This window comes from Sphingomonas sp. MM-1 (assembly GCF_000347675.2).
Lineage (GTDB): Bacteria > Pseudomonadota > Alphaproteobacteria > Sphingomonadales > Sphingomonadaceae > Sphingomonas_E > Sphingomonas_E fennica.
Genome location: NC_020561.1, coordinates 3981380 through 3999104 on the forward strand (window position 1 = coordinate 3981380; position 17725 = coordinate 3999104).

Genomic DNA, 17725 nt, shown 5'->3' on the forward strand with positions numbered 1-17725 from the left:
GCGATGCCCAAACCCATGACCCTGAATGTTCGCGTTTCCGGCTCGCTCAGCGATTTCGTCGCGGCAAATATCGGAGAGAATGGCGCCTACGAGAATGTGAGCGAGTATGTTCGTGACCTCATCCGACAAGATAAGTCGCGTCGCGAAGACGAGTCATTCCAGCGGCTCAAAGCCGAACTGACCCGGGCCTTTGCTGCGCCCGACAGCAGCTACGAAACCCTTGATGCCGAAGACGTTATTCGTCGAAATGCGCGTCGCGCTCAAAAATGAGCAAGTTCAGGGTCCAATCGGCCGCCGGGCATCGGTTGGATGAGATTTATCTCCACACGCTCGACGCTTGGGGAGAGGCGCAGGCGGACAGCTACATCCGCGGCCTCTTTGACCGGTTCACGGCGATCGCTGAACGCCGCTTCCCGTGGCGACCGATCCCCGCGGAATTTGGCGTCGACGGTTTCGTATGCCGTTATGAGCGCCACGTGATCTACTGGAAATTGCTCGAGGATGGCACGGTGGGCATCGTGACCGTACTGCATGAGCGGATGCACCAGATCGAGCGATTTCAAGACGACTTCGGCGCCTGACGACGCGCCTTCGCAAATCCCCGGTCCGTCGCCATGAACCGCTCCAGCATTGGGGCGATAAGCCGCGCGGGCGGAACAGGCTGGGCGCCGTCACCGGCAAGCACGCGGCCATAGGCTTCAAGGTCGGAGTGGACCGAGGCCGGCAGCTCGATAGTGAGGCGGACCGGTTTGCTTTCCGCGAGATCGCCGAGTTTGAGTTTGGTCATCGTGTCTGTCTCCAGGGCGCCAATATCAAATCGCGACTCACCAGCACGCGTACCGGATGGCCGGGCCGCACGGTCAGCGTGGGCTGGATATTGAGTTGGCGGCGAACGATGTCCTGACCCGCCTGATTGATCGTATTCTGCCCGCCGTCACGAATGGCGCGGGCGATATCGTCATCGGAATCCGTGCCAAGCTCAGCCCCGATGCTGAGCAGGGTCGAAAGACCCGCTGCGCGCAGGATGCCGCCCCAATGTTCATCGACCCGGTCCTCGAGCCCGGCATAACCGGCGGGGTCGCCCGCGGGCTGGCGATCGAGGATGATCGAGCGGCCATCGGGCAGGATCAGCCGGTTCCAGACCAGCAGCACGCGGCGTTGTCCGAAGGCGACGTCTGCGTCATAGTCGCCGATCAGGCGCGAACCTTGGGGGATGAGCAAGGTGCGGCCTGTCGGACTGTCATAGACGCTTTGCGTCACCTGCGCCGTGACCTGGCCCGGTAGATCGGAACTGATGCCGGTAATGAGCGCGGCCGCGATGACGCTGCCCGCCTGCACGACATGGGGCGAGACGGGTGCTGTCAATTGACCGCTGTTGACGGTGCGGTTCTCGGGCGAGCGCTCCACAAACTCGCGCTTCGCCCGTTGCATGTTCGGACCGTCCGCGGGCTCTGGCGCGGCAGGCGAGGCGGCGCCGAGCGCCGCCAGATCCAGGCTGGGCGATGGGGTGGGCGTGACAGGACCTGACGCTGCGGTTCCCCCCTGACCGCCGAGGAACAGCCGGCTCGCAAGAGCTGCCTCGCGTTCCTGCGCCGCACGCTGCGCCGCCAGCTCCTCCGGCGTCATTGCCTGTGCGCCCACGGGAGGCGCCGCCGTGGGATCGACGGCGCCGCCTTCCTGCTGGGCGGCGAGGATCGGACCGCCGAGGTCGCCTGGGAGCGGTTCGCCGAGTGGGGGTACGCCAGCCGGCAACTGGCTATAGTCGCGCGGGGCGGTGGCCACCTGCTCGGTTACGGCGCGGCTATCGGTATTATAGAGTTCTTCCGGCGCGGCCTTGTCCCGGCTTTGCAGCGCGAAGGTGAGCGCACCGCCCACCGCCAGCGCGCCGACCGCACCGAGCGTCGCCATGGCCTTGCGTGAGAGGCGCATGACGCGCGGCGGATCGCCCCGCAGCCTGAACCCGGCCGGATCAGCCAGCGGCGGCCCGTCGAGGTGGTGCTCGTCCTCCACCTGGAGTTCCGGCTTTTCGTCTCCTGACCCCTCGGCCAACACCGCGGCGCCAGCCCCATCTTCCCTTTCCGGCCCTTCACCCTCGGAACGGGGATCGCGATCACCGGTCATCGCCGGCTCCTGCGCTGGCGGGTCCCGTCATCGCGCACGACGCGGACGACTTGCTGACGCTCGCCGCCCAGACGCAGTTCAGCGGCGGCGAACAGGCGATCGACGACGATATGGCGTTCGGCGACACGGTAATTGACCAGCTCGCCGCCGCCTTCGGGGCCGATCACGAAGAGGGGCGGCATTTCGCCTTGCGCGATGCCGGCGGGAAACTCGATGAATACCTGCGCGCCGTCATCGAATGCGCGCAGCGGCCGCCAGGGCGCTTCGTCACCCTCGATGCGGTAGCGGAAGTTGAGCCGGGCGACGTCGACACCAGTGGCGATGGGCGTTGCTCCGGCTGCTGCCGCGTTCTGGCCGCGCAGCGCGATCAGCTGGTCCTGCGGATAGGTCCATGAGACCGAGGCCATCCATGTCGCGCGCGTAGCACGCAGTTCGATATGGTAGGTTCGACGGTCGGTGTTGATCACGAGATTCGTGGAAAGATCGGGCCGCGTCGGCTTCGCGAGGATGTGGACCCGCGCCGAAGCCCCGGTCCCGCTCACCGTATCGCCGATGATCCAGCGCACCGTGTCGCCAGCGGCGACCGGCCCAGGTCCGACAAGCTGTTCGCCTTCCTGAAGGGCGATATCCGTCACTTGTCCGGGCGCGGCATAGACCTGATAGAGCGCCCCTTCCGACCAGGGGTAGACCTGGATCGCATTGATGAAGCCATCGCGCACAGGTTGCATCCGCGCGGCCGCATTGGCCTCGTTTACACGCGCCGACGGATCGACCGGCTCGGGCGGCGGCGTCCTGTCTTCAAGCGGCTTCAACTGGCCCGGAAGCGGCAGAGGCTCCGGCACCGTGACGATCTCGACAGGTGCAGGCGCTGGCAAGGTCTGGACGGCGGCGATAGCGGGCGCATCGTCATAGCGGATGGCGGGTGGTCTGGCGGCACTGGTGGCGCAGGCCGAAAGCGTGGATACGGAAATCATGAGGGCCGGAAGCACGTAAATGCGGGACGGCGCCTGACGACGGGAAGATGCGGACATGGTCATTGGCCAAGTTCCTTCGACCAGTTGATGGCGTTGACGTAGATGCCGAGCGGATTCTTCCTCAGGCGCTCGGGATCGCGCGGCGGCTGCACGGTGATGGTGAGAATGGCGGACCACCGTTCGGTGGCGGCAAGACTGCCGTCGGAATAGCGGCGCTCGATCCAGGCGACCCGGAAGCTGTCGGGTGATGCCCGGATGACGCTGGAGATCTCGGTGGCGATCTGGACCCGGCCGATATTGGCGAAAGGATCGTTCGACCTTGCGTAATCATTGAGGGCCATCGCCCCGCGATCGGTCGTGAAGTCATAGGCGCGTAGCCAGTTCTCGCGCACGATCACCGGGTCAGCGGGAATGCTGCGGACCTGTTCGATGAACCGCGCCAGATGAAACGCGATCTGCGGGTCGCTCGGCCGATAGGCGGCATTGGCGGGTGCGACCGTCTGGGCTTGCCCGAGCTTGTCGACCTCGACGATCCAGGGCGTGATCGTGCCCCGTGCGCCCTGCCAGACGAGACCGCCGGCAAGACCGGCGGACAGTGCGAGACAGCCGAAGGCGGCAAGCCGCCAGTTGCGGGCCTGGACACGGGCGGAGCCGATACGCTCATCCCAGACCTGCGCTGCGCGCTGGTAAGGCGTTTCCGGCTCGGGGGCATTGCCGTATCGAATGGAGGGTCGCTTGAACATGAGCGGTCAATCCTTCTGCTTGATGTCGGGCGACATGCCGCCGCCGCCGCGATCGCCCGAGCGGACCGCGTGCGAGACCGAGGCGACGCCGCGTTGCAGCGCCTGCTGACGCTTCATCGCCTTCGCCCAGGCAGGCGGCGCCCCTCCGCCTGATGTTGCGGGGGCGGATGTGGATGCGACCGAAGCACCGCCCGAACCGCCAGACCCGCCCGATATCGTTCCGCCCGAGGCCGAGAAGCCGGCGCGCGCGCCGGAGCGGAAATTGGATTTCATGGATTGACTGGCCTTGGCGGCGGCGTTCCTGATGGGGTCGATGGCTGCCCTGGCGGCGCCGCTGGCGGCGCTCTGTCCAACCGCGGAGAGACCGCCCGCAACGGCGCCGGCCCCGCTCTTGCCGAGTGATCCAAGGCTGTAGCTGCTGGCGGCGGCGCCCGCGGCGAACGATCCGCCGCGCGCAGCCGCCGCTCCCGCCTTCATGCCGCCGCCGATGGCGGAGGCGGCGCCGCCCGCGGCCATGCGCGCGCCCATCGCCCCGCCAACCGCCATTCCGCCTACGGCGAGCGCGGTGCCGACAGCGGCGCCGGCGCCAAGCTGGGGCGCGCCCGACACGAGCCCGGTCGCGATGCCGGGACCGAAGATGGAAAGACCGAGCAGGGCCAGAGCGGCCAGCGCCACCGACATCGCCTGTTCGGCGGTCGGCATCTCCCCGAAGGCGCTTTCGAACTGCGCGAAGAGGCCCGTGCCGATGCCTACAATGACAGCGAGCACCAGCACCTTGATGCCGGAGGCGACGACATTGCCGAGCACTTTTTCCGCGAGGAAGGCTGTCTTGTTGAACAGTGCGAAGGGGAGCAGAACGAAACCGGCCAGCGTCGTCAGCTTGAACTCGATCAGCGTCACGAAGAGCTGCACGCTGATGATGAAGAAGGCGATGAGGATGATGACCCAGGCGATCAACAGGATCGCGATCTGGACAAAGTTGGTGAACAGGCCGACCGGACCCGTCAGTTCTCCGGCGGCATCGAGCAGCGGTTCGCCCGCATTGAATCCGGCGGCCGCGACGCTGCCCGGCTTCATGAAGTCGGCAAGGCTGATCGCCGATCCGCTCGCCTTCAGGCCCAGCCCGGCGAAGCTCTCGAAGACGATGCCGGCGAGCGCGGAGAAGTTGCCGATGACGAAGGCGAAGAAGCCGACATAAAGCACCTTCTTCACCAGCCGGTGCATTACGTCCTCATCGGCGCCCCAGGCCCAGAACAGACCGGCGAGCGTGATGTCGATGACGATCAGCGTGGTCGAGAGGAACGCGACCTCGCCGCCGAGCAGCCCGAAGCCGCTGTCGATGTAATTGTTGAAGGTGTCGAGGAAGGTGTTGATGACGCCGGTATCATTCATGGCGGTCACCCTCGCGTCCGAGGAAGCGGCGGCGATGCTCTTCCCAGGCCGCGTCACAGCCGGAATCCGGCATGGTGAGCGTGCGGCAACGGGCAAGCTCGTCGCGCAAGGGATCGTACGGCGCGAGATCTGTGGGCGATGGCAGAGGCGCGGCAGGTTTGCGCTCGTCGACCGCTATGGCGATAGCGGTCGCCATCAACAGGCCTCCGGCAAGCGCGACTCCGGCGATCCTGGCGCTGCGGCTCATGTGCGTTTCCCCTTGTCGATTATCGCCCGGTCACTGGCCGCTGCGGCGCATGAAACGGCGAAAATGCTCGCGGCCCTGCTCTTCGGTGGCGGCGTTGCGCGCGGATTCGAGCGCCTGGGCGCGGCCCTGCGCGGCGAGAAGCGCGGTGAGATCGGCGATCTGACGCAATTGCAGGGCAAGAAGCTGGTTGCCGGCCTGGGCCGCCTGAAGCGCCCCGGTCGCCGACTGGCTGGCGCCGACGATGTCCGCCATCGCCGTCTGCGAGCCTTCGATATTGCCGACGACGCCGGCCTGGACGCGGAGCGCATCCTCGAAGCTGCCGACACTGTCCCGCCAGCGCTCGCGGGCATTGGCGATCAGCGTCGCTTCCGACGCATTCATATCGACGTCGCGATAGCGGGCCGTGAACGCATCCTCGATCGTCTTCACATCATAGGCGATGCGCTGCGCCTCGCTCAGCAATTGGCGGGTCTGCTGAACCTGCGCCTGAAGCTCGCCCAGGCTGCTGAACGGCAGCGAAGCGAGGTTTCGGGCCTCGTTGATGAGCGACGTCGCCTGCTGCTGGATCTGCTGTATCTGATTGTTGATCTGCTGGAGCGAGCGCGCCGCCGTCAGCACATTCTGCGCATAGTTGGTCGGGTCATAGACGATCCCGCCGAAGCCGAGCTGCGCGCTGGCAGGCGCTGAGACGGCTGTTAGACCCAGCATCGCGATGCCAGCGATGATGCTGCGGCGCAGTTTATGACGTGTCATAGCGGATTCTCCTCTGTGAAAGCGGGCAGAAGGTCGGCGGCCCAGTTCAGACCGCGATGGCGCAGCCAGGCGGCGGCGAAGCCCTGCTGCCCATGGGTGTCCATCAGTTCGCCGATGGTGATCTGGTCGGTCTTGGAAGAGGCGGCCGCGAAAGCGAGCGCAACATCGCCGAGACCCAGCTCGAACAGCCGGTTGCCGCGTGGGGACTGGCAGTAATAATCCCGCTTGGGCGTCGAACGGGCCAGGATTTCGATCTGCCGGTCATTGAGACCGAAGGCGCGGTAGATGCGGGCGATCTGCGGCTCGAGCGCGCGTTCGTTGGGGAGCAGGATACGCGTCTTGCAGCTTTCGATGATCGCGGGCGCGACGCTGCTGTTCTCGATCTGGGCGAGAGACTGGGTAGCGAAGATGACGCTGGCGTTCTTCTTGCGCAGCGTCACCAGCCAGGTGGAGAGCTGGCGCGCGAAGGCGGGCGAGTTCAGCGCCAGCCAGCCTTCGTCGATGATGATGAGCGTGGGGCTCCCATCGAGCCGCCCGGCGATGCGATGGAAGAGGTAGGACAAAACGGCGGGCGCCGCGCCGCTGTCCATCAGCCCTTCGGTCTCGAACGCCTGCACCGAGGCGGTGCCGAGCCGTTCCTGTTCGGCATCCAGCAGCCGCCCCCAGGCGCCGCCCACGCACCATGGCGCAAGCGCCTGCTTCAGCTCCTGCGACTGGAGTAGCACGGCGAGCCCGGTGAGCGTTCGCTCACCGGGCAGAGCGCTGGCGAGCGAGGTCAGGGCCGACCAGATATGGTCCTTGGCCTGCGGATCGACGGTCGCGCCTTCGGATTCGAATATGCCTGCGAGCCATTCGGCGGCCCAGGCGCGCTCGGCCGCATCGTCGATCCGCGCCAGCGGCTGCAACAGGACGCTGCTGTCCTCTTCCTTCCCGGCCTCGCTCGCGAACAGGCTGCCGCCTAGATCCTGCCAGTCGCCGCCCATCCCGAGCGCGGCGGCGCGGATGCTGCCGCCAAAATCGAAGGCGAAGATCTGGCTGCCGGCATAGCGCCGGAACTGGAGCGCCATGGTGGCGAGCAGCACGGATTTGCCCGCGCCGGTCGGGCCGACGACAAGCGTGTGCCCGACATCGCCGACATGCAGCGACAGGCGAAAGGGCGTGCTTCCCTCGGTCCTGGCGAACAGCAGCGGCGGCGCCTTGAAATGCTCGTCGCGCGATTGTCCCGCCCAGATCGCCGAGAGCGGGATCATATGGGCGAGGTTCATCGTCGAGAGCGGCGGCTGCCGGACATTGGCATAGACATGGCCGGGCAGCGAGCCGAGCCAGGCCTCGATCGCGTTCATGCCTTCGGGGATGCAGGTGAAGTCGCGGCTCTGGACGATCTTCTCGACCAGACGCAATTTCTCGGCGGCGATTCCGGGGTCTTCGTCCCATACGGTGACGGTCGCGGTCACATAAGCCTGACCGACATCGTCGGCGCCCAGCTCTTGTAGCGCCGCGTCGGCGTCGGCCGCCTTGTTCGACGCATCGCTGTCCATGAGGACCGACGCCTCGTTGGTCATCACTTCCTTGACGATCGCGGCGATGGATTTGCGCTTGGCGAACCATTGCCGCCGGATTTTCGACAGCAGCTTTGTCGCGTCGCCCTTGTCGAGCATGATGGCGCGGGTGGACCAGCGATAGGGAAAGGCGAGCCGGTTCAGCTCATCGAGAATGCCCGGCCAGGTCATGGTCGGAAAGCCGATCACGGTGAGGACGCGCAGATGATGCTGGCCCAGCCGGGGCTCGAGACCGCCAGTCAGCGGCTCATCGGCCAGCAGCGTATCGAGATACATCGGGGTTTCGGGCACGCGGACCCGCTGGCGCCGGGTCGAGATCGTCGAGTGGAGATAGGTCAGAGTCTCCGCATCATCGAGCCAGGCGGATTCGGGCACGAACCCCTCGATCAGATTGAGAAGCTGGGCGCAGCGATCCGTGAAGTTCTTGACCAGTTCCCAGGGATCGACCCCGTCTTTGGCCTTGCCTTCGTAGAGCCAGCTTTCGGCGCGGGCCGCATCCTCGGCGGGCGGCATCCAGAGCAGCGTGAGATAATAGCGGCTCTCGAAATGCGCACCCGCGTCGACGAACTGGGCGCGGCGTTCCTCGTCGACCAGCGCCGAGACCGGGTCGGGGAAGTCCGAAACGGGATAATCGTCGGACGGGATGCGCTGGGCTTCGACGAAGATCGACCACCCCGATCCCAGGCGCCGGAGTGCATTGTTGAGCCGGTGGGTAACGCCCACCAGTTCAGAGGGTGTGGCGGAATCGAGATCGGGGCCACGAAAACGAGCGGTGCGCTGGAATGAGCCGTCCTTGTTGAGGACGACGCCTTCGGCGATCAGCGCGGCCCAGGGGAGGAAGTCGCTGAGCCAGGCGGCGCGGCTGCGATATTCGGCGAGGTTCATCATGGGCAGTGCTCCTCGTCACACGCGCAAATAGGCGGGGTATCGGAGATGACGGCGGGCGACGTCGGCGAACTGCGCGTCGCGGCGCGCGGCCCAGACAGCGGCGAGATGGCCGACCAGCCAGAACACGCCGCCGGCAATCCACAACTGGAGGCCGAGACCGATCGCGGCCGCAAGCGTGCCATTGGCGATGGCGAGCGTGCGCGGGGCGCCGCCGAGCAGGATGGGCTCGGTCAGCGCCCGATGGACGGGGGCGTAGAAGCCCGCAACCTCATCTCCACCGCCCTGCATCAGATGACGGCCCCGCCGCCGAAGCTGAAGAAGGAGAGGAAGAAGGAACTGGCGGCAAAGGCGATCGAAAGACCGAACACGATCTGGATCAGCCGCCGGAACCCGCCGTTGGTGTCGCCGAACGCCAGGGTCAGGCCGGTCACAATGATGATGATGACCGCCACGATCTTGGCGACCGGCCCTTCGATCGACTGAAGAATCGACTGGAGCGGCGCTTCCCAGGGCATCGAGGAGCCCGACGCCCTGGCCGCGCTCGACATGGCGAGCGCGGCCACGAGGCCGATCATCGCCGTGTTGGCGGTGCTGCGGAAACGGGAAAGTGCGTTGGTCATCCGAGTTCTCCTGTCTGATGGATGGGGACGTCTTCCGCCCTGCGGACGGGCTCGAGCGGGCCGGGCAGCTGGCGCAGCGCATATTCGCCGGCGGCGTTGAGCCCATCGACCCGAGCCAGTTCGGACAGGCGGCGGCCATGACCGTCGCGCACAAGGACCGCGACGAAATCGATGGTCTCCGCGATCAGCGCGCGCGGCACCGTCACCACCGCTTCCTGGATGAGCTGCTCCATGCGGCGTAGCGCGCCGATCGCGCTGCCGGCGTGGATCGTGCCGACGCCGCCGGGATGGCCCGTGCCCCAGGCCTTGAGGAGATCGAGCGCCTCGGCGCCGCGCACCTCGCCGATCGGAATCCGGTCCGGGCGCAGGCGCAAAGAGGAGCGAACGAGATCCGACAGGCTGGCGACGCCGTCCTTGGTCCGCATCGCGACGAGATTGGGAGCGCTGCACTGGAGTTCTCGGGTGTCTTCGATCAGAACGACCCGGTCGCCGGTCCTGGCGATCTCGGCCAGCAGCGCGTTCGTCAGCGTGGTCTTGCCGGTGCCGGTGCCGCCGGCGACCAGGATATTGGCCTTGTCGGCGACCGCGATTTGCAGCGCCGACGCCTGCAACCGCGTCATGATGCCGTCGGCGACATAATCATCGAGCGTGAAGACAGCGACGGCGGGCTTGCGGATCGCGAAGGCCGGTGCTGCGACGACAGGCGGCAACAGCCCCTCGAACCGCTCCCCGCTATCCGGCAGCTCGGCCGAGACGCGCGGGCTCCCTGCATGAACCTCGGCGCCGACATGATGGGCGACCAGCCGAATGATCCGCTCACCGTCAGCCGGTGAAAGCCGCTCGCCGGTATCGGACAGGCCTTCGCCCAGCCGGTCGAGCCATAACCGGCCATCGGGGTTCAGCATGACCTCGACGGTCTTCGGGTCCGCCAGCCAGCCCGCGATCGAAGCGCCCAGCGCCGTGCGAAGCATCCGCGCACCGCGTGCCGAACTCTCCGATTTAAGGCTGTAGCTTGCCAATGACCGTCCCCTGATTGCGCCTTGGCGCGAGCCGCGCGTGGGCATGGGGACAGTTAGAAGAGACAGAAAAAACGCTATCGCAACAACTATTTGTGTTTAGCGAAGGGCGTCGAAGGAATAGAAAGCCGGGCGTAGGACTTATTCAGTCCTCAAACCCGGTAACGGGACGGCTCGCCTGTGAACCAACGTCCTGCGTGATCTCACGAGCGAGACTCGACCCCGTCTCGACCCGACGGCCAAGCGCTTCGATGAAGGCCTTATAGCGTTCATTGCCGCTGGCCTTCGCGGCCGCCTGCCCGGTGTCGGGCAAGGGCGGGGTTGTGGTGAGCCAGAAGCGAACGAACAGAGCGATCGCCTCATTGGAGATGGTGATGTTCTGCTCGGCTCGCTCCAGTTGCCGCGACAGGCGATCGAGGCGCCGCGCCAGCGCCGCCTCCAGGCGCTCAGGCCCGTCTGGCGACAGGAACGAGAGAAGTGCGGCCTCGATGATGTGCGTCTGCGGCACGCGCTTGCGGGCGGCATAGTCCTCGATTTGATCGACGAGATCGGGCGGCAGACGATAGGTGCGTTTGACGCGCATGGTCTGGGTTCTCCCTGTCAAAGTTCGATGCCGTCGCCGGGATCGAGGCTTGCGATGCGGGCGATGCGGTGCATCCGGCGCTGGGTGGTCGCCTCATCGCTGGCTGTATCCGGTTCATCGAAATCGAACTCGTTGACGGGCGCCGGCGCCTCACGCACCACTTCCTCATGGTCGGGAAGGCCCGGCTCACGGCGGATATTGGCATTGGCGTCACCGCTGTCCGCATTCTCAGGCGTGGCGGCCGCTCCGCCGGATTGACCGGGAGGCGGGCTGTCCGGCTGCGGCGGCGGTTCGATACCCGTCCAGTCGTCTGGGCGTGGCGGCCGTTGGCTGCGCTGGGGTTTTGGTGCCGGCAGCAAGCGGCGGGTGAGGCGGGGATCGGTGAAATATCGCGCCTTCTTCGCCCGCACCGGCGGCGTGCCCGCCACCATGACGATCTCATCGTCGGGTGGAAGCTGCATGATCTCTCCAGGCGTGAGGAGCTGGCGGGCGGTCTCGGATCGCGACACCATCAGATGGCCGAGCCAGGGGCTGAGCCTGTGGCCCGCATAATTCTTCATCGCCCGCATTTCTGTGGCGGTTCCGAGGGCGTCCGAAACCCGTTTGGCCGTCCGCTCGTCGTTGGTCGCAAACGAAACCCGGACGTGGCAGTTATCCAGGATCGAGTGATTGACGCCATAGGCCTTCTCGATCTGATTGAGCGACTGGGCGATCAAGAAGGATTTCATCCCATAGCCCGCCATGAAGGCCAGTGCGCTCTCGAAGAAATCCAACCTGCCCAAAGCCGGAAACTCGTCGAGCATCAGCAGCAGGCGCTGCCGCTTGGCAGTGGAGTTCAACTCCTCGGTCAGCCGACGCCCGATCTGATTGAGAATGAGCCGGACCAGTGGCTTGGTGCGGTTGATATCAGAAGGCGGGACGACCAGGTAAAGCGAGACTGGATGCGGCCCGTTCACGAGGTCGGCGATCCTCCAGTCGCATTGCCGGGTGACGGCCGCGACGACCGGATCGCGGTACAAACCCAGGAACGACATGGCGGTCGAGAGCACGCCCGACCGTTCGTTCTCGCTCTTGTTGAGCAGCTCGCGTGCCGCGGAGGCGACGACCGGGTGGACGCCGGCTTCCCCTAGATGCGGGGTCAGCATCATGGCCCGCAGGGTGGTTTCGATCGGTCGGCCCGGATCGCTGAGAAAGTTGGCGACGCCGGCCAGTGTCTTGTCGGGTTCGGCGTAGAGGACATGAAGAATGGCACCGACCAGCAGCGCATGACTGGTTTTCTCCCAGTGGTTCCGCTTCTCGAGCGACCCTTCGGGGTCGACCAATATGTCGGCGATATTCTGAACGTCGCGCACTTCCCATTCGCCGCGGCGCACTTCGAGCAAGGGGTTATAGGCCGCGCTCGCCGCATTGGTCGGATCGAACAGCAGCACCTTGCCGAACCGGCTGCGGAATCCCGCGGTCAATCCCCAGTTCTCGCCCTTGATGTCGTGGACGATGCAGCTGCCCGGCCAGGTCAGCAGGCTCGGCACGACCAGCCCGACGCCTTTGCCGGAGCGGGTTGGCGCGAAGCACAGCACATGCTCCGGGCCGTCGTGGCGCAGATAGTCGGTTCCCAGCTTACCGAGGATCACGCCATCATCACCCAGCAATCCGGCGGCGCGCGCCTCCGTCTCGGTCGCCCAGCGCGCCGAGCCATAGGTCTCGGCATTCTTCAGTTCACGGGCGCGCCAGACCGACATGCCTATGGCGACGGCAATCGATACGAATCCACCTGAGACGGCGATATAGGCGCCGTGCAGAAATATGTCGGGTGCATAGGCGTCGAACGAAAACCACCACCAGAAGAAAGCGGGCGGCGGATAGATCTGCCAGTCGCCTATGGTGAACCAGGGTGATCCAAGCTGGGGTTGATGGGCGAGCGCGGCGGCCGTCCACTGGGTTGCGCTCCAGACCGACGCGAGAACGATCGCGAAGACTGCGAGGATCTGGCCCCACAGTATCTTGGTAGCCGACATAACCCTTCCTTTCCGGCAAATTGCCTAAAGGTCGGGATCGAAATGGCGCTTTTACAATAGGTTATGGGGCTCCAGCGTAGGGACGGCGATTATAGCGTGCAAATACAAGAAATGGCGTAGATGTCGGACGATCCGGAACGGCAGGTTACAGGTCACGAAAGCAGGAAATCGGACATTCACTCACGCAAAAAACTGCCTTCCGGTTCGACCCTTGTTGCCCTCGACAAGCCGAAAAGCTTCAGCTTCATGAGCGAACGAGCGTTGCGCCTGGCGCGTTCGCGACGGGCATCTTGATACCCCATGGGTAGGTCGCTGGCGATCCATTCTCATATTGATAGACGGTGAGTGCCGGCAGATTGCGCTTGTCGTAGCTGCGGCCGAAGCTGATCACCACGCTGGTCGGCGCAACAAGCACAAGGTGAACTTGCCGGACGTTGGTCGCACAAAGCTGGCGCGCCAAGTCGAAGAATTGCTGCGCCCATGCCGCCTGTTTCGCCGCTGACCAATGATGATCGATTGTCGGAGCAGGTAGCCCTAGCCGAATGACCGGCAGGCCTGGGAAGCGATGTGCGATAGCAACCCGATCCTCCGGGTAAGACACCGAGACCGCGACCACAACTTCGCTGGCATCACCGACCGTCTCGAGCCCGGTCAGCACCAATCGCTCGCCGTCGTCTGGTTCGTCGAGACGGCGCCAGCATTCTTGGGCCCGATTCCAGTCCAGCAGGGTCACACGGCCCTCATCATCTAGAAGAACCCCCATCAGAAAGGCGAACGGCACCGCGGCCATGCCGCCGGCAACCACCGTGAGGTCGCGACGGTCCCGGCCGGTCGAGTTCTGATGGATCATGTGCGGTAGGCTCTCGAGCCTGGCCAACGCCTGCTCGGGCGAAAGCAAAACGCCGTCCGCACCCTGCCGGATATCGAGTAGGAGTGAGACGCGCCGGTTCATAATCCCCGTGGGGACCGCGGAGATAAGCGGTTGTCCGCTCATGTCCCGTAGCCCTCGCAGCTCGATCGCAATCACTTGCTTGCGGCTCTCGCGTCGCAGATCGACAAACAGCCATAGTGCTCCACCAATAATCATTAGGGAGGCGAGCGTGAGGACGAGCGCCAAAGCAAAGGCCGGTATGCCGGCACCGGAATCGAAGGACACATCGATCCGGCCGTTCTCGGTCGGGATGCCAACCGTCAGAGCGAACCCGGCAAAGGTCGCGAGGATCAGCGTCACGCCCCATTTGATGAGCCGCATGCCCGGCAGCGGGCGCAGGAAGATGAAATCGATCCAGGAGCGAACGAAATAGTCGAAATGCTTTTTCACGTCTGGTTCCCCTTCGCGCCGTCGATGATCTCGATCGGCTCCGGTGGCGCGCCGCGCTGGAACAGCGTCGCCGACAACAACAGCCGCCGCCACCAAGCGGTGCGCACGATCAGCAGCATGGCGAAGGGAATATCGCGCTCCCCCTCGACAAGATCTTGCATCGATGCGAGGTCGGTGGAGCTCGGAATGGGTAAATGGTTTGGGTGCGAATGCCATTCGCCGAGATAGTTGAACCGCACGAAATCCGACGCGGTTTCCTCGTAGAATCGGTCGAGCGCGCGGTGGTGATGTTCGACCGATCGCACGAAATGAGCAGCGCTACCCGTCACTTCATCAATCGTAAAGTCGGCGAGCCTGAAATGGCCGGCCTCCACCTGTTCGGCCATGAGGATACCGCCGATCTCGCGCCGTCGCGCCTTCGCCAGCGCCTGGCGCATACGTGCGCGCAGCGGCTGCGTGAACTCAACCTTCATCCGCGGCCTCCTCGGCCTTGGGGAAAAACTCGCGCAGCAAACCGCCCAACTCGTCTCGCGCATTCTCGTCGGCGTCCGGACCCCATTGCCCCTCGGGCACAAGATCGATCGGATAAGTGTCGAATGGCGCTGCGAAGATCCACTCACGCGCCATCCCGATTGCATAGGCCGAATTCGGAAAGGTGGTCGCGCCACCTTTGAGCAAGTCGATCGCCATGCGTCCGGCATGAGCGGCGATGACTGAGACATCCGCGTCGTCGGCGATCAGCGGTGGCTTTTCGGCATCGATCTGCAGGCTGTATTGCTCGCCATCGCCACCGGTCCAGGGAATGCCATTGTCGTCGCACCAACGCAGTATCTGCCGCCGCGCAGCGTACGGCGGCGGATCGAGATCGGGGCGCGAGCGTGCGATCATGCCACCAATGCCGCCGGCAAAGACCTCAGCCCAGATCAACGGCTTCCGTTCGGCACATGCCACCGAGCCACAAAGGTTGAAGATCTGCGCGTCTGCTGTCGCGTCGATGATCAGATCGCACTGGCCAATTTGCTGCAGCGCCGAGTCGGTCGACGCAGAACTTTCCTGTCCGCCGAGCAGCAATCGTCTTACGATCGTCTTGGTGGACGGATTAATGTCGTCGAGCCGCGCCGCCAGCGCATCAGGTTTATTGAGGCCGACCGCGCGCCAGTCGAGTTCATTGCGCACCAGATTGCCCGGTAGCAGCAGATCACCATCAACCAGCACCAGCGTGCCGACACCTGCACGGGTAAGGGTTGCCGCGATCTTCGATCCTACTGATCCGCAACCAACGATCGCGACGCATTGGTCCGCAAGCACCCCGTGCTCGGCAGACAGGCGTTGCTCGTTCGCCGGCGCGACGATCGTGCGGTAGACATAGACAGCGCGGCTGCCGGTGCCCTGCGCGAGCGAATAGAGCCGCGCCGTCCCGCGATGAACCAGCAGCAGCGGCATCTCGGCGTCGGAAGCTGTCATGCGCTCCAGCGCCGGGGCGAAGTTCAGCGCGGTCAGAATGGTGTTCAGAAAGGCGTAACTGCCTTCGAACGGAACGTTAGTTTCGTCGGGGAGCCGGATGGCAAATCCCTCGCGCGTGCGCGGCTCCGTGAGCGGCGGCGCGGCGGCCCATATCGGCGGGGCGTCGGGCGATCCAAGTCGGCGTGGATGCGCAAGCCAATGTTTCGCGAACCAATGTTCATCGAGGGTGAAAGGCTGAGCTTGCAAGAGCGGCTGCTCCACAAGGATATCCAGCAAGGTCGTGTTGAGGATCAGGCGCAGCTTGGTGTTGCGCACCTCCTGCGCGACAGTCTGGCGATGGGCGCTGGCGACATCGGCGACCTCACCGTCTGAGGGACTTTCGCCCGACAGCAGCCGATAAGCGCTTCCGATCATCATCGCGCCCGTGAACTGCGGTTCCCAATTGTCAGGACGATACTCGAGGCAGAGCTCGCCCCCTGCGCCATATTGGTGACCCGAGATTCTCGCGCCGTCGCGCGGCGTCACCTGCGGCGGCACCGCCGGAAAAAAGTGCGGATAGGTCAGGCTGAGCGGGTAGCTGGCACCGAGATGGACGATGTCGAAATCCGCGACGAACTGGAGATCGTCGGTCAGCCGCCACTTGGCGGACTGGAGCCAGTCCGCCTCTTCAGCCAGCTCGGCGATCGCCTGCCGTTCGGCGCGGGCGCGGGACGGCAGATCTGTCCACCAGATCACGCAAAGCCTTGCGGCTTGGTCGGCGTGCGCGCGGTGTTGCTAAAGCTTGGGGTCGACAGCGCACCGGCGGCGGCCGCCGTCGCCCCGCGGAGCAGCCCAGCGGGCTTGCTGGCGCTCCGATCGGCTGCGCGCTTGGCCAGCTCCTGCCCGAGATGCGGCGACAGCGAGTCAGTGATTGAGTGTCGATCGGCAAGGCTCGCTGCATGGGCGAAGTCCCGCTGCGCCTGGCGCAGCCACGCATAGAAAGCCCGTTCACGCTCGGGGAATTCGGCCCATTTGTCGGCAAAATTCTCGAGCGGGTCACTCGGATTCGCGATCACTGCACGACCGCGCGTGTCACGCGCGATATAGGCTTCCATTCCGCTCAGAATCGACAGCAGCGCGTCGGCGATCTCTTCCTCGCCCTGATAGGCATGCGCCGCGAGCGTGGTGATGATGATCGAGATCGGACAGCAGTTGAGCTCATCCTTTACATACATGATATCGCGGTGCCGCTTCAGGATCATGATCGAGGATTGCAGCGGCGTGCGCACCTTATAGTCCGGGATCGCCTCGACGCTGGCCTTGACCGCATCGGCCATGGCGCGGCGGCGCTTCTCGAGCACGACGCGCATGCGGCCCTTGAACCAATCGAGATAGCCTTTGGGGTTCGAACGCGGCCAATCGTCGCTGATCTGCTGATAGCCCAGCCGTTCATTGTCGGTGATTGCGATCGCGGTTGCCGCCCGGCTGGCGTCGAGACCCTTGCTATCAAGCAGGATGCGAACGTCTCGCGCATTTGGCAGCGCGGGTACCACGTCCATGTGGAATTGTGCGCCATCGGCATAGTTGAGGGTCCAGCAGCGCCGGCCCTCGCGGAGGGGCTTGGTCATCGCTTGGGAACGACGGTAGCCCTCCATTTCCGCGCCAACCATCGCCTTCAGGGTCTCTTGCGAAAGCTGTGACTTGTTGAGCGCTTTCAGTTCGCAGACTGCATCGACATCATATTCCTCCTCGGCATGCAGCGGTTTGATCACCGTTCCGAGGCCGAAGGAGCCTTGGACATAGACAGCGGGATCATAGCCACGCAGCGTGGAGGCGGGACGATTGAACCATCGACCGAGCGACCGATAGCTCTCCTGCGCCTGCTCATAGCGCGTATCGCTGATCTCGAGCTCATCGGCGAGCGCATCGAGATAGGTCTTGGCTATAGAGGTGGCTTTGGCCGTCATAAAGTATTCCCCAAATAACATCATCGGGCTACTCGCCCGCTATTTCCCGTGAGCAACAATGTAGTTACGTATCATTAAGGATA

General features: G+C 64.7%; 19 protein-coding genes. 2 read left to right on the forward strand and 17 right to left on the reverse strand.

Annotation, left to right across the window (positions count from 1 at the left end; translation table 11 throughout):
- Positions 1-3: 3 nt before the first annotated feature.
- Together G432_RS22735 and G432_RS18895 are read left to right on the forward strand one after the other, a co-directional pair.
- Positions 4-270, forward strand: a complete 267-nt coding sequence (locus tag G432_RS22735; protein ID WP_015460421.1) for a ribbon-helix-helix domain-containing protein — start codon at positions 4-6, stop codon at positions 268-270.
- The gene (locus G432_RS18895; RefSeq protein ID WP_015460422.1) at positions 267-581 is read left to right on the forward strand and encodes a type II toxin-antitoxin system RelE/ParE family toxin; all 315 of its coding nucleotides are present in this window, start codon (positions 267-269) and stop codon (positions 579-581) included. The genes G432_RS22735 and G432_RS18895 overlap by 4 nt, the downstream gene beginning before the upstream one ends.
- Here the strand turns inward: G432_RS18895 and G432_RS18900 are convergent.
- From G432_RS18900 to G432_RS18980, 17 genes are all read right to left on the reverse strand, one after another.
- A complete protein-coding gene (locus tag G432_RS18900; RefSeq protein ID WP_015460423.1) occupies positions 560-787 on the reverse strand; it encodes a DUF2274 domain-containing protein in 228 nt (75 codons plus the stop codon). The genes G432_RS18895 and G432_RS18900 overlap by 22 nt on opposite strands.
- Positions 784-2121 carry a TrbI/VirB10 family protein gene (locus G432_RS18905; RefSeq protein ID WP_084653088.1) on the reverse strand — a complete coding sequence of 446 codons (1338 nt, stop codon included), beginning with the start codon at positions 2119-2121 and terminating at the stop codon, positions 784-786. Before G432_RS18905 ends, G432_RS18900 begins: the two co-directional genes overlap by 4 nt.
- Complete coding sequence (gene trbG / locus G432_RS18910; RefSeq protein WP_246428322.1) at positions 2118-3095, reverse strand: P-type conjugative transfer protein TrbG; 978 nt, start codon at positions 3093-3095, stop codon at positions 2118-2120. Before trbG ends, G432_RS18905 begins: the two co-directional genes overlap by 4 nt.
- Positions 3096-3154: 59 nt before the next feature.
- Positions 3155-3838: a conjugal transfer protein TrbF gene (gene trbF / locus G432_RS18915; RefSeq protein WP_015460426.1), complete on the reverse strand. Its 684-nt coding sequence runs from the start codon at positions 3836-3838 to the stop codon at positions 3155-3157.
- 6 nt (positions 3839-3844) lie between these two features.
- Positions 3845-5230: a P-type conjugative transfer protein TrbL gene (trbL, locus tag G432_RS18920; RefSeq protein ID WP_015460427.1), complete on the reverse strand. Its 1386-nt coding sequence runs from the start codon at positions 5228-5230 to the stop codon at positions 3845-3847.
- Positions 5223-5477: a putative entry exclusion protein TrbK-alt gene (gene trbK-alt / locus G432_RS18925; protein WP_015460428.1), complete on the reverse strand. Its 255-nt coding sequence runs from the start codon at positions 5475-5477 to the stop codon at positions 5223-5225. Before trbK-alt ends, trbL begins: the two co-directional genes overlap by 8 nt.
- Before the next feature lie 30 nt (positions 5478-5507).
- Positions 5508-6230 carry a P-type conjugative transfer protein TrbJ gene (trbJ, locus tag G432_RS18930; protein ID WP_015460429.1) on the reverse strand — a complete coding sequence of 241 codons (723 nt, stop codon included), beginning with the start codon at positions 6228-6230 and terminating at the stop codon, positions 5508-5510.
- Positions 6227-8677, reverse strand: coding sequence for a conjugal transfer protein TrbE (trbE, locus tag G432_RS18935; RefSeq protein WP_015460430.1), 2451 nt, complete (start codon positions 8675-8677; stop codon positions 6227-6229). The genes trbJ and trbE overlap by 4 nt, the downstream gene beginning before the upstream one ends.
- 15 nt (positions 8678-8692) lie before the next feature.
- On the reverse strand, positions 8693-8965 hold the full coding sequence (locus G432_RS18940; protein ID WP_015460431.1) for a VirB3 family type IV secretion system protein: 273 nt from the start codon (positions 8963-8965) through the stop codon (positions 8693-8695).
- Positions 8965-9252 (reverse strand): TrbC/VirB2 family protein, encoded by a 288-nt coding sequence (locus G432_RS18945; RefSeq protein ID WP_236626926.1) that lies wholly within the window; start codon positions 9250-9252, stop codon positions 8965-8967. Before G432_RS18945 ends, G432_RS18940 begins: the two co-directional genes overlap by 1 nt.
- Positions 9253-9293: 41 nt before the next feature.
- A complete protein-coding gene (gene trbB, locus G432_RS18950; protein WP_236626821.1) occupies positions 9294-10268 on the reverse strand; it encodes a P-type conjugative transfer ATPase TrbB in 975 nt (324 codons plus the stop codon).
- Positions 10269-10458: 190 nt separating this feature from the next.
- Positions 10459-10896: a hypothetical protein gene (locus G432_RS18955; protein WP_015460434.1), complete on the reverse strand. Its 438-nt coding sequence runs from the start codon at positions 10894-10896 to the stop codon at positions 10459-10461.
- A 17-nt stretch (positions 10897-10913) separates the two neighbouring features.
- Complete coding sequence (locus G432_RS18960) at positions 10914-12911, reverse strand: conjugal transfer protein TraG (RefSeq protein ID WP_015460435.1); 1998 nt, start codon at positions 12909-12911, stop codon at positions 10914-10916.
- A 244-nt stretch (positions 12912-13155) separates the two neighbouring features.
- Positions 13156-14232 carry an SAVED domain-containing protein gene (locus G432_RS18965; RefSeq protein ID WP_015460436.1) on the reverse strand — a complete coding sequence of 359 codons (1077 nt, stop codon included), beginning with the start codon at positions 14230-14232 and terminating at the stop codon, positions 13156-13158.
- Positions 14229-14705 (reverse strand): Mov34/MPN/PAD-1 family protein, encoded by a 477-nt coding sequence (locus tag G432_RS18970; RefSeq protein WP_015460437.1) that lies wholly within the window; start codon positions 14703-14705, stop codon positions 14229-14231. Before G432_RS18970 ends, G432_RS18965 begins: the two co-directional genes overlap by 4 nt.
- Positions 14695-16431, reverse strand: coding sequence for a ThiF family adenylyltransferase (locus tag G432_RS18975; protein WP_015460438.1), 1737 nt, complete (start codon positions 16429-16431; stop codon positions 14695-14697). Before G432_RS18975 ends, G432_RS18970 begins: the two co-directional genes overlap by 11 nt.
- On the reverse strand, positions 16428-17642 hold the full coding sequence (locus G432_RS18980; RefSeq protein ID WP_015460439.1) for a nucleotidyltransferase domain-containing protein: 1215 nt from the start codon (positions 17640-17642) through the stop codon (positions 16428-16430). Before G432_RS18980 ends, G432_RS18975 begins: the two co-directional genes overlap by 4 nt.
- Positions 17643-17725 lie beyond the last annotated feature (83 nt).

Excerpts from the sequence above, each read along its gene's own strand:
- G432_RS22735 (WP_015460421.1), top strand. The coding sequence starts at position 4 with ATGCCCAAACCCATGACCCTGAATGTTCGCGTTTCCGGCTCGCTCAGC.
- G432_RS18895 (WP_015460422.1), top strand. The coding sequence starts at position 267 with ATGAGCAAGTTCAGGGTCCAATCGGCCGCCGGGCATCGGTTGGATGAG.
- G432_RS18900 (WP_015460423.1), bottom strand. The coding sequence starts at position 787 with ATGACCAAACTCAAACTCGGCGATCTCGCGGAAAGCAAACCGGTCCGC.
- G432_RS18905 (WP_084653088.1), bottom strand. The coding sequence starts at position 2,121 with ATGACCGGTGATCGCGATCCCCGTTCCGAGGGTGAAGGGCCGGAAAGG.
- trbG (WP_246428322.1), bottom strand. The coding sequence starts at position 3,095 with ATGATTTCCGTATCCACGCTTTCGGCCTGCGCCACCAGTGCCGCCAGA.
- trbF (WP_015460426.1), bottom strand. The coding sequence starts at position 3,838 with ATGTTCAAGCGACCCTCCATTCGATACGGCAATGCCCCCGAGCCGGAA.
- trbL (WP_015460427.1), bottom strand. The coding sequence starts at position 5,230 with ATGAATGATACCGGCGTCATCAACACCTTCCTCGACACCTTCAACAAT.
- trbK-alt (WP_015460428.1), bottom strand. The coding sequence starts at position 5,477 with ATGAGCCGCAGCGCCAGGATCGCCGGAGTCGCGCTTGCCGGAGGCCTG.
- trbJ (WP_015460429.1), bottom strand. The coding sequence starts at position 6,230 with ATGACACGTCATAAACTGCGCCGCAGCATCATCGCTGGCATCGCGATG.
- trbE (WP_015460430.1), bottom strand. The coding sequence starts at position 8,677 with ATGATGAACCTCGCCGAATATCGCAGCCGCGCCGCCTGGCTCAGCGAC.
- G432_RS18940 (WP_015460431.1), bottom strand. The coding sequence starts at position 8,965 with ATGCAGGGCGGTGGAGATGAGGTTGCGGGCTTCTACGCCCCCGTCCAT.
- G432_RS18945 (WP_236626926.1), bottom strand. The coding sequence starts at position 9,252 with ATGATCGGCCTCGTGGCCGCGCTCGCCATGTCGAGCGCGGCCAGGGCG.
- trbB (WP_236626821.1), bottom strand. The coding sequence starts at position 10,268 with ATGCTTCGCACGGCGCTGGGCGCTTCGATCGCGGGCTGGCTGGCGGAC.
- G432_RS18955 (WP_015460434.1), bottom strand. The coding sequence starts at position 10,896 with ATGCGCGTCAAACGCACCTATCGTCTGCCGCCCGATCTCGTCGATCAA.
- G432_RS18960 (WP_015460435.1), bottom strand. The coding sequence starts at position 12,911 with ATGTCGGCTACCAAGATACTGTGGGGCCAGATCCTCGCAGTCTTCGCG.
- G432_RS18970 (WP_015460437.1), bottom strand. The coding sequence starts at position 14,705 with ATGAAGGTTGAGTTCACGCAGCCGCTGCGCGCACGTATGCGCCAGGCG.
- G432_RS18980 (WP_015460439.1), bottom strand. The coding sequence starts at position 17,642 with ATGACGGCCAAAGCCACCTCTATAGCCAAGACCTATCTCGATGCGCTC.